Consider the following 16,035-nt stretch of genomic DNA (forward strand, 5'->3'; position numbering starts at 1 on the left):
CCCTCACCCCAACCCTCTCCCCACATTCGTAGGGAGAGGGAGACCAGCCATGAAATACGAACCCTCTAGACGCGCACAACAGATGTGCGCATCAATTGATTGCGGTAAAGTCTACTGATGAACAGTACTGTTGATTCCAATAATCTGCGCGAAGAAGTCCGCGCCTGGCTAACGCAAAACGTCCCGCAGGATTGGCGCCAAGCCATGACCGGCACTGATCAGGACGCATTCGTTAAAGCGCAGCGCGACTGGTTCAATAAACTCGTTGCCGCTGGCTACGCCACGCCGCATTGGCCAGAAGGTTGGCCCGGTGGTGGCCGCTCACTCGCAGACCAGAAAATCATCTACGAAGAAACCGCACGCGCTGATGCGCCTCGTTTGATTCTGTTCTTCGTTGCGCTCTATCACTCCGCTTGCACGTTGATGGAGTGGGGCACGCAAGAGCAAAAAGAAAAATATCTACCCGGAATCCTCAAGGGCGAAATCTGGTGCCAAGGTTTCTCGGAACCCAACGCCGGTTCAGATCTCGCATCCGTCAAAACACGCGCAGAACTCAAAGGCGATCGCTACGTCATCAACGGCCAGAAAACCTGGTCGACCATGGCGCAGTACGCAGACAAATGTCTGCTACTCACGCGCACCGGAAAATCAGAACCGCCGCAGGGTGGCCTCACTTATCTATTGCTCGACATGAAAGCCAAGGGCGTCTCCGTGCGTCCCATCTCGCAGATCACCGGCGACGACGAATTCGCCGAGATTTTCTTCGACGATGTTGAAGTGCTCGTTGAAGATCGCGTAGGTAAAGACGGCGAAGGCTGGGCCGTGGCGCAATCAACACTCTCATCCGAGCGCGGCCTCACGCTCGTCGAGCTTACGCAGCGCATGCGTTACTCACTCGCCAAGGTTGCAGAAGTGATGCGTGAACGTGGTCGCGCAAGTGATCCAGCAATTCGCAAAGAGTTGGGTGCACTTATTGCCAAAGTAAATGCTTCATGTGCACTAGCGGATCAATATCTGCTCAAGCGCATCTCTGGCACTGAAGCTGCGGGCGATGCTTCCATCGTCAAGCTTAACTACGCCAGAACGCTGCGCGAGTTCACCAAGCTCGGCATGAGCATCAGCGGTCTTCAAGGTCAGTACTTTGAAGACTTCACGCGTGGCGGAAGTCAGGAGACTGGCAACTGGACCGTCGATTTCATGAACTCCTACAACTGGTCCATCGCCGGTGGCAGTGACGAAATCCAACGCAACATCATCGCCGAACGCATGCTGCTGATGCCGCGCGAGCCGAAGAACTGGCAGCTGTCATGAGCGCCTCAAATACTTATCAGCGCAGTGATGCTGAAAGCCAATTGATTGAACTGCGCGATTCCGCGCGCCAAGTGTTGAGTGGACTCGGCCTTGCCGTTAACGAAGAGAAAGTCTGGCCTATCGTTACTGACTTAGGTTGGTTGCTCGTTGGCGTTCCAGAAACACTCGGTGGACTAGAGCAGGGCGTCACAGGTTCTTGCGCGTTCCACGCGGAATTGGGCCGCAGCCTCGCAGCAGCGCCATATGCCGCCGCAACAATCGCTATCGATGCAATCTGCCATTCCACCCTCGCAAATCAGCAAAGCTTGATCGAACGATTTGCGACGGGTGAAATCGTCACGGCTTCGTTGGCAGAGTCTGCCGTTGCCATTGCAAGCAACAAAGTCACCGGCACGATGACTGCGGTTCCATCCGCAGATAAAGCGAGTCATGTTCTCGTCTGCGTTGAAAACAGCGAACTCGTCGCATTGTTGTCACTCAATCAACCCGGCGTAGAAATTACCGCACGCCAGACTTGGGACACAACACGTCGCTTGTTTGATGTGCGTTTCGCTGACGTGGCTCTAGATGAAACGCTGACGCTTGCGAGTGGAGCTGACGCCAAAACACTCAGCAGCCGAATCTCCACACTACGCGATTTCGCACTGGCAGCAGACGCAGTCGGCGGTGCGGAAGCGTTGCTCGAAATGACTGTGGAATATCTAAAAACGCGTAAACAGTTCGGCCGTCCTCTGGCACTGTTCCAGGCGCTGAAGCATCGCTGCGCCGATCTGAAGATGCTTATCTCCAGCGCCGAAGCCTTGTTGAACGACAGCCTGAGCCGAGTTGGTAATCAGCTTGATGGTGCACAAGCTGTAGCGATGGGAAAAGCGGCAAAATATCTGGCTTGCTCTGTGTATGCCCGTGTTGCGGAAGAATCGTTGCAGTTGCACGGTGGTATCGGTATGACTTCCGAGTATCCCTGCCATTTGTATTTGAAGCGTGCGTTGCTTAATGAGCATTTGGGCTCAGGAAATTACGAGCTTGATATTGCGGATCACTTCTTGTCTTAAATGCTGTTCTCCCTCTCCCCATGCTTTTTATGGGGAGAGGGCGGGGGTGAGGGGCCAGCGCACTTAGCAAATATCGCAGCCCCTCACCCTGACCCTCTCCCCGCAAGCGGGGAGAGGGAAGTAAAGACTTAAGCCGAAGCCGTGAGTTTGCGTGCGGCCCGTTCGGGAAAAATCGCAAACCAAACAAACCAGACAAACAAGAACTGAAACGGCAAACGGATATAAAGGAACTTAGGCGGAATATCCGCATAAAGCTCCGGGTGCATCGCCATGTAAACATTGGCAGGGTAGACCGCAATGATCAGTGCGATGAGGCCGTAGCCTGCGAGCAAACGCGTTTGTGGCACCAGAATGCCGATGCCGCCGAGCAATTCGAACACGCCGCTGATGATGACCAGCTCTTTGTGATAACCCAGATAATCGGGCATCGCCATGACAAAGAAATCCATCAAGGCAAAGTGAGCAATACCGCCGCCGATGAAGAATGTCGCAATAACCAGCAAAGGAATACGAGGCATGGTGTTTCCTGTTGGAACTACAGTTTGATTGAAGCATCATCTGCCCACATCGTGGCCACAGCCTCACCCTTACGGCTTATCTCATGAATGACATCCAAGCACTCCATGACATCGAAGCAATCAAACAACTCAAGGCGCGCTATTGCCGCTTTCTAGATGCCAAGGACTGGACCGCATGGCGCGACATCTTCACTGATGACTTTGTCAGCGATACAACTGGCGCAGGCGGTCAGCTCATTACCGGCGCAGATGACTTCATCGCCCTGGTGAAAAAATTCCTCGGCAAGCCCAAGCAAGTCACCGTCCACCAAGTGCACGCACCAGAGATCGAACTGACCTCTGTCACCACGGCCAAGGGTATCTGGGCGCTAGAAGATTTTGTCAGGTTCGCTCTAGGCCTCAACCTACGCGGCTACGGCCACTATGAAGAGACCTACGAAAAGGTTGATGGCCAGTGGCGCATCAAATACTCCAAGCTGACCCGCCTACGCGAAGACCTCGTTACCCCATTCTTTTCGTTCTATGTCTCAAACCTGCTCAGAAAAGTACGAAAGTAATCTGAGCCTGCCCCGGCCCTGTTTCATCCCTGAAACACCCCTCCCCAATTCTTCCGCGTAAGACATAAGTCGTTGCCAGTGAGGGCACGTTTGGGCTTTCTTGCGGCCGTATAGTCAGGGCAGACATATAAACCGAGCTGGGCAGTAAAGAGACTCAGTCGGTCAAAAAAGCCCAACGAAGGGCTATGCGAAAAACCGAATTACGGGCGCATGGGGAGTCAGGGATGCTCCAAAGAGCGATTGTTGTCGCAGCTATTTTCATGGCTTTGGCTGTGCTTGGGTTTTTGGTTTTCAAAACCCAGTCCACACCACAAGATCTCAACCAACACATTGAGCGCGTCTCAAAAATCACGCGCCTGCAGCAGCTCAATGCCGAGTTCGATCAAGAGATCGCCAAGGCTCGACTCGGTTTGGATGCCGAACCCAAAGCCCTCGCAGCTGCTCAGAAAAAATTCCAAGACGAAGCCGCCGCATTCGCAGAAAGCAATTCTGTGCTCAGCAATGTTGGCGCTCAGGTCGAGAACGCCCTGCGTGATTACTTTCAGGCCGCACGCCAAAAAGAACAGTTGCTAAGCGACTACCGCGCACAGCTCAGCGAATACAACAGCAAGTTTCGCGACATGCGTGAAGAAGGCGAGCAAGTGTTGTCGCAGATCGGCCAACGCGAACAAGCGCGCAAGCAAGTCCTGACCCTTATGGTTGAAGCCACGACCTACTGCGTGGCCGCCGCGCCATTGAATGGCGATTATCTTGAACGCATCAGATCGTCACTCGCTGACAGCGTCTCAGAAGGTGATAACGCCGTCTTGCACAGAAAGCTACTCGCCCTGTCCGCAGCCGTACGCAGCGTGCGTTTCGCCAAAGACAATCTGCAAACCAAAACACAAACCCTGCTCGCCGTGCCAACGGCAGACGCACTGCAAAACGTGCTCAACGAGTACTACAACGCCTACTCAACACAAGAGTCCTCCATCAGTCGCTACAGATTGCTGCTCGCGATCTATGCATCCGCGCTGTTACTCGTCTTTGCACTCGTCGGCTGGCGCCTGCGCTACAGCTATCGCGCATTGGATCGCAGCAACGCACAGCTGCAAGACAGCAACGCGCACCTTGAAGAATCCGTGCAAGCGAGAACGCAAGAACTCCGCAAAGCACTCAGCGATTTGCGTCTGCAACAAGCGCAACTCGTGCAATCCGAAAAAATGGCCTCACTCGGTCAGATGGTCGCCGGCGTCGCACACGAAATTAATACACCACTCGGCTACGCCCGCAGCAATGTCGAAACCGTTCGTGAATCCACCAACGGCATGCGCGCACTCATTCAAAGCTTTGAGGCCGCCATCAAAACGCCAGGCGCCGCCACTCTCGCAGCGCTCGAAGAATCACGCCGCAACTGGAACCCAGAAGAAGGCCTGGAAGAACTCGATGTGCTGCTAGGCGACGCCGACCACGGCCTTGGACAAATCTCCGAGCTGGTCATGAGCCTCAAAGACTTCTCACGCGTCGATCGCTCAATGACCGAACTGTTTGATCTCAACGATGGCTTGGAAAACGCCATCAAGATCTGCCAAAACCAGTTCAAGCATCGCATCGAAGTCCAAAGAAACTACGGCACGCTGCCACGCATTCCATGCGCACCGTCGCAGCTCAATCAGGTGTTCCTCAACATCATCAATAACGGCGCACAGGCCATCGATGGCGAAGGCTTCATCCAGATCAACACGCGTGATGTCGGTGACACCGTAGAAGTCTCCATCATCGACAGCGGCTGCGGCATGGATGAGCAAACGCAGGCGCATATCTTTGAGCCCTTCTTCACCACCAAAGATGTCGGCCAAGGCACAGGCCTCGGACTGTCGATTGTCTTCCGCATCATTGAAGATCATCGCGGCACCATCCGCGTGATATCCGCGCCGGGGCAGGGCACAGAGTTTGTGATCTCACTGCCCAAGAAAGCACACAAAGCCGCCGCAAATCAGGCCAGCGCCTCCGGCCCAACAGAGGCCGAGCTAAGCCCGGCGTAAGCAGAACCATATGACTGATCTTCCAATCTCAGCGCGCCCGCGCATCCTGTTTGTAGACGACGAGCCGCGCATCCTCATCGCACTCAAAGCGATGTTCAAACAAGATTACGAAATCACCACCGCCCCAGGCGGAGCCGCCGCAATTGATTTGATCAAGACCAATGTCTTCGATGTCATCGTCAGCGATCAACGCATGCCCGGCGTCACCGGTGTAGAAGTGCTCCGCGCCGCGCGAGACAACCAGCCCAAAGCCGTGCGCCTCTTGCTCACTGGCTATTCAGACCTCAACGCAATTATTGGTTCGATCAACGAAGGCGAGATCTTCCGCTTCATCTCCAAGCCTTGGTCCAACACCGAACTGCGCGCCACGCTCGCGTCTGCAGTGCGAGCTTCATCAGTAGAACAAATCGCACTGCCACCGATCACAGATGCCGCAGGCGTCCAACAACCGCCTTCCGGCGTTGGTGTGCTCGTGCTCGATGATGATCCGCAAACATTCGCAAACCTCAAACACGCACTAGAGAGCAGTCGCGATGTTTTCGCAGCCTCCACCGTTGATGGCTGCCTAGAGATACTCAGCAAAAACTCCATCGGCGTGATCTTCACCGAGCTTGTTGTGGGTGGGGAGGAAGTCGCACTGTTGTTATCCGCACTGCGTGAGCATCACCCGAGTCTGGTTGTGGTGGTCATCACCCATCAAGCCGATGCAGGCCACAGCATTGAGCTCATCAACCACGGGCAGATCTATCGCCTGTTGCTCAAGCCCAGCAGCGATAGCGTGCTGCGCGGCACCGTCAACATCGCCACTCGCCGCTTTCAAATGCTCCAGCAACATCCCGAGCAGATACAGCGCATCGTTGTTGAGCCCAATCCACAACTACAAGCGCCTGCTGCTGGTGGGCTCTTATCCCGCATCAAAAAGATCTTCACTTCAAGCTGGGCGTCGTAAGGATCAACATGGCCGAAGAAAATCCTGAGAATCAAACCTTGATGGGCAAGCTGGCCGCGCTGCTCGGAAAATCTGCCGAGTACTCCATCGCCTTTGCCCTACTCGCCGTGTGCTTGATCGTCGGCGTAGCCGTGTGGCTGCTCCAGCCCGGCGCACCGCCAGCCTCAAACGCAAACAACCAACTCGCACGCCCAACGCAAACACAATCATCAGCAACAACCGGCGCAGACGAACAAGCCGCACTCGGCGCGTGGAAACAAAAACTAGAAGGCGGCTTTGATCAGGCAGAAAAACGCCCAAGCCGCACAGAAGACAGAAAAGAAATCCAAGAGCGCAAACAACAAGCAGAAGAGCCACCACCAAAACCACAAGCCAAAGCGCCAACACCTGTTGCAGCACCAGACCCAACGCCAGTCGCTGCCGCACGCGTAGTCGCCACGCCTGCTCCCGTTGTCGCATTGCCAAAGCCACAACCCGTACGCACCAACGCAGCCATCGACTGGTCAAGCTGCAAACGCCCCTCGTACCCAGAGACCTCAATTCGAAAGAACGAAGAAGGCGTAGTGATCATTGATGTAGATCTCGCCTCAGACGCTCACATCATCAACACGCGAGTGTCACAATCGAGCGGACATGAGCGCTTGGATGCCACCACTCAGCGCGCAATCGAAAAGTGCCGCTTCAATCCCGCAACGCTAGATGGAAGGCCGCAGGCATCAACGGCGGTTGTGCGGTTTACTTGGGCGTTGCAGAAGAAATAGCCTGAGATGCGCAGGGGTTAGTAAAAAATTAGAAATAAATCGAGCCTAGCCCATCGATTGGTTGAATTTATAGCGCGCATGGCCCATTGCGAATGGACGCATAGGATACCGATACGGTAGAACGTCAATCTAAATTGATATCTGGAATTAGATATATGACGAAAGCATCTTCTGAAATGAAAATTCCAGAGCTTATGGTGTTTGTTCGAGTTTTCTGTATTTGGTTTGTGGCAATTGAAGTGTTCCGCATTTCTTACTATATCGGTGGGAGTGTGGTTCCACATCTAGACCATGTGTGTTTATACCTAAAGGTCATCGGCATTATTTTGGCATTGGTCCTATGTATGGCCTACGCGTACAAGCGGGACACTGCTAAATATCTGTCTCTATTGAAGCAAAGTTTTCGTGTTGATTTGCTACTTATCGCGATAATTGGAATATGGGTGAATGTGTTGATTTCACATTCGCTGGGCCAATTTCATGAATTCATAAAAGACTATATGCAGGGCGCGAGCCCTTGGTCAGCGCCCACGCTATTGTTTACTTTGATATTGCTTTTGGCAGCGCCACTCGTCAGAAGTTATAGGCCACAGAATGAAGACGTCGTTCCTCAATTGTATTTTCTCTCTGATGATGAAATAGAAGATAAGAGTGAGGATATTTTAAAGAGCGACGATCAGGCGATCGATTTTGCGAAGACAGTTCTTGCAAGCGGAGCGCATACAGGCCTTGTATTTGGTGTTGATGGCCCTTGGGGTGTTGGCAAGACGAGCTTTATTAATCTTGCTGAGAAATATTGGGAGAAGGAAGGAGGTGAGTCGGTCATAGTCTTCCGCTTTGAACCTCTGCGCTACGCCAACGATCCAGATTTGCCTGAACGTTTTATACGTGATCTTTCATTAGCGATTCAGAAAAAAGTGTTCGCTCCTGAATTTAGATCAGCCGCGTCACGCTATTCCAAAATGCTTAAAGGAAAAGCAGAGTTTTCATTTTTTGGTTTTAAGCTGGAACTTGAGCCATCAAATGAAACCATTGACGATCTTTTGGATGGTATTGATGATGTTCTTAAGCGAGTGGATCGACGCGTCATCGTAGTGGTAGATGATCTGGATCGCCTCGAAGCAAAAATGGTAAATAACGTTTTATTCACTGTGCGAAGGACATTTAACTTGTCTCAAGCGACCTATATCTTATGTTATGACACCGAATGTTTGGTTAGCGATCAAAATGGTCAAGACCGTAATAAGCAAAACGATGAAGAGCGCAGTAGAGCTCGAGAATTCCTGGAAAAATTTTTAACTGTAAAAATAAGTCTGTTTGTTGATACGCACGAGCTTGTAAGATTTTTAAAGACAGAATGGAGGCAGGACGAGCGTCACTTTCAATCGATTCCATCGAGAACGATGCTGCAACTTTCCTCATTGTTAAGTGAGATTGCAGAAATGTTGCAAAGCGACATCGCTGCGCAATACATTCCGCTTGTTGGAAACCTGAGAAAAATAAAGCGATTTGTGAATTCCGCTTTGCTAGTAAAATTTGGAGATTTTGATATTGGATCGACAGATTTTAATCGGCGTGACTTGGTCAACCTTATGCTGTTGCACCTTAACTATCCTGGGCTATTTAGAAATATTTATAGAGAAGAGAGCGAGGGAAGAAAGGGAATTTATTCTGTTTACCGGTTTGATGATTCTTCTAAAGTAAAATTTTGCAACCATTCAAAATATGAAGGGGAAGTCGAGAAAGCGGAGCCGAGCGCTCGCTTTTTACTAGGGCAATTATTTGACGTAAAAGTCTTGGAAATCGAAGATTCAGACGATTTGGACGAGGGCGCTTTAAGTTCTCGCGCTTGCTTTAATGAGAAAAATTCCAGAAATCTTGAAACGTATTTGGAGTTAATTGTTAGGTTTAGAAGACCTGAGCTGGAAAAAACGTTCAAGCTGTATCAGCGAGCGGTAGAACGTGTAATGCGTGAAGGAGTGTCGATCGCTTCTATATTCTCAAGGCCAGAGTTCGATCTCCATAGAGGAGAATTCTCTCATGATCAATTCTGGCGTGTACTTCTCAGCAATTCGAATGAATTTACAAAATCTGTCGCTGACGACGCTATTGTTACTCTATTGGAATATCTCCCCCTATATTCGAGTGTTGATACAAAGAATGAAGGTTTGAGGCGACAATCTATTTACTCGCTTATTCGTATATTGGATCGTGCGGGGTGGGACAAAAAACAGGGGCGACGACTAGATAATTCGAATAAAAGTATTGTGGAAATTGCTGAGCGTATCTACGGAGAAAGACAATACGTTGGCAGGGGAATTCTCCAATCGTTGGCATCGGAGGATCGAGGCGCACTAGGATGGTATGACCTGATGCTGTTTAGGTTGCAGTGCTCTGCGGATAGGCTAGGGCAGATTTATAACGTCCACTCTGCATTGATTCTGCACGAAAACATTCAAGCTCCTACAAGTGGTCAGCAAGCATCGCAGCTGGCGACTAGTGGCATGCGGATTATTTCTCAAAAAATCTTTCAATTGTTTAAGTCAACCTACATAGATAAGAAGAAAAACTTTCTACATGAAGTTGACGCTACCCCGAGTGAAAAGTTCTACGGTAATTCAGGAAAATGGTTGGTAGAGCAGTTTTCAGATAGCGAAAATAATTATCGGCGAGAAGATCATGTATTAATTGCGCGAACATCTGTTAAAAGTTTCGTGATTTATCAGCTATCAAATCGGAATAAGCCGACTGGATCAGGGGTTGGATGCGGGCTGTATGATGTATCAGGTACGAAAGATTTGGGAGGGATTAGCGTCGCCATGAACAAGTATGTTTTTGGCATTTGCTTTAATCCTTTGATTAGTGAAGAAAACATTTATACATTTGCCGACTATTGCTTATACAACTTGAGCAATAGTTTCTTCTCCATGATGAATGACGAAGGATACGTTCCTACGGAAGCAGGTCTAACAAGTGGACTTGATGCTGATGAATTAAAAAAATATTGGAAAAAATTCCGCAGCAGAATTTTAAAGAAAAATCTTTATGGCATGGACAGGAAAGTAGTAACGCATGGCTACATCGCGACCTACGCACAGGATTTGCCGAAGGTTTTTGTCGTTCTTGATGAGATGACGAAAGCGATGAGGAAGAGGTCAAAAAAGTAAATTCATCTATTAAATGTCTTCCGCTAAGGAAGGTGCAGTGATTGAAAGGGGCGGGAGCGTATTTGACAGTACGAATCTGGCCCCTTTGGATTCGAATTTATACAGTCACCTTAATCCCTGCAATGTGTATTTATATATCTTGCATGCAACTGGCACAAAGTTCCTCCAATGCAAGAAGATATGGCCGAACTTCCTTGTCAACATTTGGATCTATGGGAGCGTATCCAAATGATTTTTCCAGTTTGAGGTGTGCACAACGATGGCGAACATCGACGGCTGTATTCACAAATTCTTCAAAATTTCTATTTGGGAATAGTTCGATAAAATTTCTTCTGAGCTTATCGGAGCTTTTGAACGCCGTCTTAAGGGGCTCCTGTCTAGTCCCAGAAAATAGGCTCTCAAGAATCCTAAAAAACCCAAGAAATTTTTTAATAGGATTATTTTCTGCGGCTGCATCGTTGAATTGAGATAAAAGTCGCATGTCAATCGGCTTTCGTACGTTCTTTTGAAACTGCTCGGAATTGAATGCTGGAGAAGGCATGATTTCTTCGAGATGTACTTCGACAGAATAAAGCCTGTCACCAAGTTCCTGTGCTTCCTCTTCTGTTTCAGGAATTCGCTTACAAGAAACTAGGCCATAATTTATTCTGAACTGACCTGATTGAAATGAAATCTGTTGCGTCATGTACTGAGCAAGCCAATAAGCAAGAGGCTTTGCTTCTTTCAGCCCCAATGCAACGGTAATGTACAAGTCTCCAACTTGTTCAACCCCAGGAGGACATTCTTGGTTTTTCTCAGGTTCAATTCGCGCTTCAAACTCAAAGTTATCAATTAATCCATTTCCAAAATCGAGCGCCTGCTCGGAAGTGCCTTTGTATTTGTGCTCCTTCGAGAAGTGAAAATTGATTGCTTCGAATCGAAATTGCCATTCAGTTTTCAATTGCTAACCTCTTATGGCAAATAACAGAATCTAAAGGGGCAGGTTCTCATTATTTCCTTCATTAGAAATGGCCAGTGCGTTGGCCGTCTACTAAAGATTATTAGTTTTACTGAACAGCCGGCAATGATCTCTGCCTAAACTCCTGCGGCGTCTCATCCGTAGCCTTCCGAAACGCATAACAAAAACTAGAAGGCGATGAGAACCCCAACGAGTACGCAACTGCTTTAACGCTGGTATCCGTAGCGAGCAGTTTCTTTGCGTGTTCAAGCCTGCAACTCACAACATGTTCGCCAATGGAGCAGCCACGGCTTTCGCGGAAGCCACGGGTGAGTTGTCGGACGGAGAGTCGGCATAGGCCGGCGAGTTCTTCTAGCGTCGGTGGTTCGCGTACTTCGCGCAGGCGTTCGTCGATGAGTCGCAGACGCCATGCGGCGAGGCCGCCGGTGGTGGGGCCTTCGTTGATGTTGGCGCAGTAGCGGCCTAGCTCTATCGCCATTTGTCCGGCGACGAGTTCTACGAGCATTTCGCTGGCAAATCCCGGGTGACGCATTTCTTCTGCCAGACGCAGGAGCAGGCGACGGATGTTTGCGTCGTTAAGGTCCAGGCCTGCGTGCAGGCGTCGGTCGGTCCATTCGAGTTCGCCGCCGAACCAGGTGCGGATGAGTTCTGGGCGAAGGTTGCAGACGATTGAATCCTGACGGCCGCCATCGCTGCGTGCTTGCATGGCTTCGCCGGGTGGTACGACAAAGATGTTGCCGAGTCGCTCGAACCGTTGCGGGTTCCAGCGATTGCGATAGCAGGCGCGGGCGTTGCGCATGCGTGGTGTGAGTGAGAGATCAAAGCGGTATACGCCTTCGTCGCGCATGACGTTGTCGACGGGCTCTGCGAGATCAAAGTGGACGATCTGCGCGGTGGCAACTGGCACGCGCAGTTCGGCTTCGATTGTCGCCAATGCTGTTGCGGTGTGCTGCGTCATTTTGATGACTCTCCTCTACGTTGATCGGTCTTTGCCGGGGGCTCTTTGGGCCTGTTTTTGTACTGTACAGGATTGTTGATTAGAGGGGCTGGATTGGGGCTTTGTAGGGTGGGTAGACGAGGGCATGGATGCCCGATGTAGAGCAATGCAGGAGCAATTGCCGAGCGTAGAGAAACCCACCATTGGCGCTTGGGCGGAGAACGGTGGGTTTCACTGCGTTCTACCCACCCTACGGTTTGGGGATTGCTGCTTTTGTAGGAGCGCCTCTTAGGCGCGATTGGCGATGGAGCAATCGCGCCTAAGAGGCGCTCCTACAGGGGAAGGCCATTTTTATTGGGTCATGTCATCGCCAAGGCCGGGCATGTGGATTGTGTCCGGCTATCGACATTCTTTTGCGTTGTAAGGACTTGGGCGTGGGCTGAAACTGGTTTTCAGCTTGAGCCGGTGTGCGGCTCCGCATGAGATGGGAGAACTCTAATGACGAAAGGTTTGTTTGATCTGAGCGGCAAGGTCACGGTGATTACGGGCGGCAACAGCGGCCTGGGGCTGGGCTTTGCGCGTGGCATTGCCAAGCAGGGCGGTGATCTGGCGATTTTGGCGCGCAATGAAGAGAAGAATGCGGCGGCCAAGAAAGAGCTGGAGGCTTTCGGCGTGCGGGTGACGACGCACAAGGTGGATGTGGCGTCGGAGGCTGAGATTGTCGCGGGCTATCAGGAAGTGTTGAAGATACATGGTCGCGTGGATTGCGTGATCGCCAACGCTGGCCTGCCACCACCACAAACGCGCTCGATGTTGGATCTGCCGAGCAAAGAGTTTCAAGACTTTATGAATGTGAGCCTCAACGGCGCGTACTACACACTCCGCGAAGGCGCGCGCGTGATGGTGAAGCGCGCAGAGGCGGGCGAGCCTGGCGGCTCACTAATTTTTTGCGGCAGCCTCTCCATGTACAAGGGCCTAGCGGGCAAGCCTTCGTATGCGGGCTCCAAGGGCGCGATGGGCGCGATCGTGCGTTCGATGGCGGTGGAGTTCGGCAAGTACGGCATTCGCGCCAATTCGATTGCCCCGGGCTATGTGAAAACCGGCATGACGGGCGAGGGTGAGTTGAGTGCGCTGGATAAATTCATGCTGATCAAAAACGCGATTCCGCGTCCGGGTTATGGGGCGGACTTTGAAGGTGTTGCGGCTTATTTGGCTAGTGATGCGTCTTCGTTTCATACCGGCGACACGCTTGTGATCGACGGTGGGTGCATGGTCATGCTTTGACGCTTTTATTCCCTCGCCCCGCTTGCGGGGAGAGGGCTAGGGTGAGGGGCTTGCGCACTTAGCTGATTGAGTTGGCCCCTCACCCCGGCCCTCTCCCCACAAGAAGCGTGGGGAGAGGGAGACAAGAAATTAGTGATTCGAAATTACTTGCGAGAGATTTCTATGGGACACGTTCTCAACATTCACGGCGTTGATGATTTCCGACTCGACCCGATTGATCCGCCCAAGCCCGGCGCCAAAGATGTAGTGGTGAAGGTGAAGGCCTGTGGCATCTGCGGTAGTGATCTCACTTACATCAAGGTCGGCGGCATTCATCGCAAGCCCGGCGGCACTACGCCTATTGGGCATGAAGCGGCGGGTGAAGTGACGTTTGTTGGTAGCGAGGTGAAGGGTGCGACGGTGGGCCAGCGCGTGATCATTAACCCGATGATGACGCCGAGCTACATCGGCAGCGGCGGGCCAGAAGGTGCGTTCACCGAAGAGCTGCTCGTGCGTGATGCGCGTGTGGGCGATAGCTTGTTGCCGATTCCAGAAGATTTGCCTTACGAAGTCGCCGCGCTCACTGAGCCGCTGGCGGTTGCACTGCACGGCGTTAATCGCGCGCAGGCCAAGGCGGGTGACAAGGTGGTGGTGTTTGGTTGTGGGCCGATTGGGCTCGGCATGATTGTGTGGTTGATCGATCGCGGTGTGACGGATGTTGTCGCGCTTGATCTTGCGCCCGAGCGTTTGGCCCGCGCTAAAGCACTCGGCGCACGCGCTGCGTTTGATCCCACGCGCGAAGATGTTCGTGCGCGCTTGCTGGAGTTGCATGGCAGCGCACGTGTGTTCAGTCGCGAAGTGGTGGGCACTGATGTCTATATTGATGCCGCAGGCGCACCGAATATTTTGTCTGACGTGGTGAAGATGGCTAAGTTTCAATCGCGCATGGTGGTGACGGCGGCGTACAGCAAGCCAGTGCCGCTAGATCTCGGCGCGATGCTGACAACTGAAATGACGATCACCACCGCCGTGGGTTATCCAACAGAAATGCCAGACGTGATCGCCGCACTGCCACGCTTGCGCGACAAGGTCAGCAGCTTGATCAGTCATCGCTTTGCCTTCGACCAAATCATCGATGCCTTCGGCGTGGCCGCAACGCCCGCCTCGGCAAAAGTGATGATCAATTTTGATGAGGCTGTGAAATGAGCGCGACAGAAAGTAAGCCGCTGCTAGCCTCGCTGGTGCAAGCGGGCGATGAGCAGAAAGAGGCAGTGAAGATTAACGACTTCATCTTCATGGCCAAGGATATTTCCAACGCTTATCTGGTTACGACTAGTGCAGGCGATGTGCTGGTGAACACCGGCTTTATGGACAACGCCGAACGCAGCAAGCGTTTGTTCGCGCCGCATCGCACGGGCGCCTTGCGCAAGATCATCATCACGCAGGGGCATCCGGATCACTACGGTGGTGTGCCGGTGCTGCGTGAAGAGGGCACGGAGATTATTGCGGAGCGTCGCTTTGTCGATACCTTGCGTTACTTCAAAGAGCTAGGCCCTTATCTGGCCAAACGCTCACGCAAGCTGTGGGCGAACACGATCAAGCGCGCGGCGAATCCGCTGCCACCGCCTGATGTGGTGCCGGATATTGCGGTGGATCGTCGTCATGAGTTTGAGTTGGGTGGTCGACGTTTTGAGTTGTTGTCGACGCCTGGTGGTGAGGCGCTGGATTCACTCGTTGTCTGGCTGCCGAAAGAGCGTGTGGCTTTCACCGGCAATTTGTTGGGGCCAGTGTTTCTCGCTATTCCGAATCTCGTGACGATGCGTGGCGACAAGCCTCGCTTGGTGCAACGTTATCTGCATTCTCTCGATGTGCTTCGTAATCTCGGCGCGGAGCTGTTGATCACGGGGCATGGTGATCCGATTGTTGGTGCCGACAAGATTCGTGCGGATCTCGACAAGCTGCATGCGGCGGTGAGCTATGTGAACAAGACCACTATCGATGGCATGAATGCGGGTAAGGATGTGCACACGCTGATGCGTGAAATCCGTTTGCCGGATGAACTGAAGGTCGGCGAATTCCACGGCAAGGTTTCATGGGCTGTGCGTTCTATCTGGGAGGAATACTCCGGCTGGTTCCATCACGATTCCACCACTTCGCTTTACGGCGTGCCGCGTTCGAGTGTTGATGCGGATTTGGTTGAGCTTGCAGGTGGGGCGGCGGCGTTGGCTGCGCGGGCTAAGCAGAAGGTGGCGAGCGGGAAGTTTTTGGAGGCGTTGCATTTAACGGATATCGCGTTGGGAACTGAGCCCAAGCAGGCTGATGCGCTTGCTGTGAAGAAGGACGCATTGCAGGGGCTGTTGAAAGAATCGGGTGGCAGTAATTTGAGTGAGACGATGTGGTTGAGGTCTGAGATCACTGCTGTTGAAGCGGCGCTTGTATGAAGAATTTTTCTTTTGTCATTCCGAACGTAGTGAGGAATCTTGCTTTATGTACAGGATGTACGGTATGCCGCGGGCGCAGGATGCGCAGGAGCGGCAA

13 protein-coding genes are annotated in these 16,035 nt (G+C 52.0%); 10 read left to right on the top strand and 3 right to left on the bottom strand.

All coding sequences use genetic code 11. From position 1 onward, the window contains the following. Positions 1-117: 117 nt before the first annotated feature. Positions 118-1,311, top strand: coding sequence for an acyl-CoA dehydrogenase family protein (locus CJD38_RS16455; RefSeq protein WP_107941472.1), 1,194 nt, complete (start codon positions 118-120; stop codon positions 1,309-1,311). After that, positions 1,308-2,363, top strand: a complete 1,056-nt coding sequence (locus tag CJD38_RS16460) for an acyl-CoA dehydrogenase family protein (RefSeq protein WP_107941473.1) — start codon at positions 1,308-1,310, stop codon at positions 2,361-2,363. The genes CJD38_RS16455 and CJD38_RS16460 overlap by 4 nt, the downstream gene beginning before the upstream one ends. Before the next feature lie 128 nt (positions 2,364-2,491). Here CJD38_RS16460 and CJD38_RS16465 read toward each other — a convergent pair whose 3' ends face one another. After that, a complete protein-coding gene (locus CJD38_RS16465) occupies positions 2,492-2,881 on the bottom strand; it encodes a DoxX family protein (protein WP_206363048.1) in 390 nt (129 codons plus the stop codon). Between the two features lie 83 nt (positions 2,882-2,964). On the opposite strand from CJD38_RS16465, the gene CJD38_RS16470 reads away from it, so the two are divergent. The 5 genes from CJD38_RS16470 (at position 2,965) to CJD38_RS16490 (ending at position 10,339) form a co-directional block, all read left to right on the top strand. Further along, the gene (locus CJD38_RS16470) at positions 2,965-3,438 is read left to right on the top strand and encodes a nuclear transport factor 2 family protein (protein ID WP_107941474.1); all 474 of its coding nucleotides are present in this window, start codon (positions 2,965-2,967) and stop codon (positions 3,436-3,438) included. Between the two features lie 224 nt (positions 3,439-3,662). Further along, positions 3,663-5,462: a DAHL domain-containing sensor histidine kinase gene (locus CJD38_RS16475; protein ID WP_161554268.1), complete on the top strand. Its 1,800-nt coding sequence runs from the start codon at positions 3,663-3,665 to the stop codon at positions 5,460-5,462. A 10-nt stretch (positions 5,463-5,472) separates the two neighbouring features. After that, positions 5,473-6,411 carry a response regulator gene (locus tag CJD38_RS16480; protein WP_107941476.1) on the top strand — a complete coding sequence of 313 codons (939 nt, stop codon included), beginning with the start codon at positions 5,473-5,475 and terminating at the stop codon, positions 6,409-6,411. Between the two features lie 8 nt (positions 6,412-6,419). Then, the gene (locus tag CJD38_RS16485; RefSeq protein WP_107941477.1) at positions 6,420-7,172 is read left to right on the top strand and encodes an energy transducer TonB; all 753 of its coding nucleotides are present in this window, start codon (positions 6,420-6,422) and stop codon (positions 7,170-7,172) included. A gap of 155 nt (positions 7,173-7,327) precedes the next feature. Next, on the top strand, positions 7,328-10,339 hold the full coding sequence (locus CJD38_RS16490) for a P-loop NTPase fold protein (protein WP_107941478.1): 3,012 nt from the start codon (positions 7,328-7,330) through the stop codon (positions 10,337-10,339). A gap of 130 nt (positions 10,340-10,469) precedes the next feature. Here CJD38_RS16490 and mauJ read toward each other — a convergent pair whose 3' ends face one another. Beyond that, positions 10,470-11,279, bottom strand: a complete 810-nt coding sequence (gene mauJ / locus CJD38_RS16495) for a methylamine utilization protein MauJ (protein ID WP_107941479.1) — start codon at positions 11,277-11,279, stop codon at positions 10,470-10,472. Between the two features lie 106 nt (positions 11,280-11,385). Continuing rightward, entirely contained in the window at positions 11,386-12,255 is an 870-nt protein-coding gene (locus CJD38_RS16500; RefSeq protein ID WP_107941480.1) for a helix-turn-helix transcriptional regulator, read from the bottom strand. A gap of 477 nt (positions 12,256-12,732) precedes the next feature. Between CJD38_RS16500 and CJD38_RS16505 the strand changes: the two genes are divergently transcribed. The 3 genes from CJD38_RS16505 to CJD38_RS16515 all read left to right on the top strand — a co-directional run bounded on the left by CJD38_RS16505 (position 12,733) and on the right by CJD38_RS16515 (position 15,938). After that, entirely contained in the window at positions 12,733-13,518 is a 786-nt protein-coding gene (locus tag CJD38_RS16505) for an SDR family NAD(P)-dependent oxidoreductase (RefSeq protein WP_107941481.1), read from the top strand. A 162-nt stretch (positions 13,519-13,680) separates the two neighbouring features. Further along, entirely contained in the window at positions 13,681-14,703 is a 1,023-nt protein-coding gene (locus CJD38_RS16510) for a zinc-dependent alcohol dehydrogenase (protein WP_107941482.1), read from the top strand. Continuing rightward, positions 14,700-15,938 (top strand): alkyl sulfatase dimerization domain-containing protein, encoded by a 1,239-nt coding sequence (locus tag CJD38_RS16515; RefSeq protein ID WP_107941483.1) that lies wholly within the window; start codon positions 14,700-14,702, stop codon positions 15,936-15,938. Before CJD38_RS16510 ends, CJD38_RS16515 begins: the two co-directional genes overlap by 4 nt. Positions 15,939-16,035: the final 97 nt, after the last annotated feature.

The organism is Stenotrophobium rhamnosiphilum, from assembly GCF_003052265.1.
In the GTDB taxonomy this organism is placed as follows: domain Bacteria; phylum Pseudomonadota; class Gammaproteobacteria; order Nevskiales; family Nevskiaceae; genus Stenotrophobium; species Stenotrophobium rhamnosiphilum.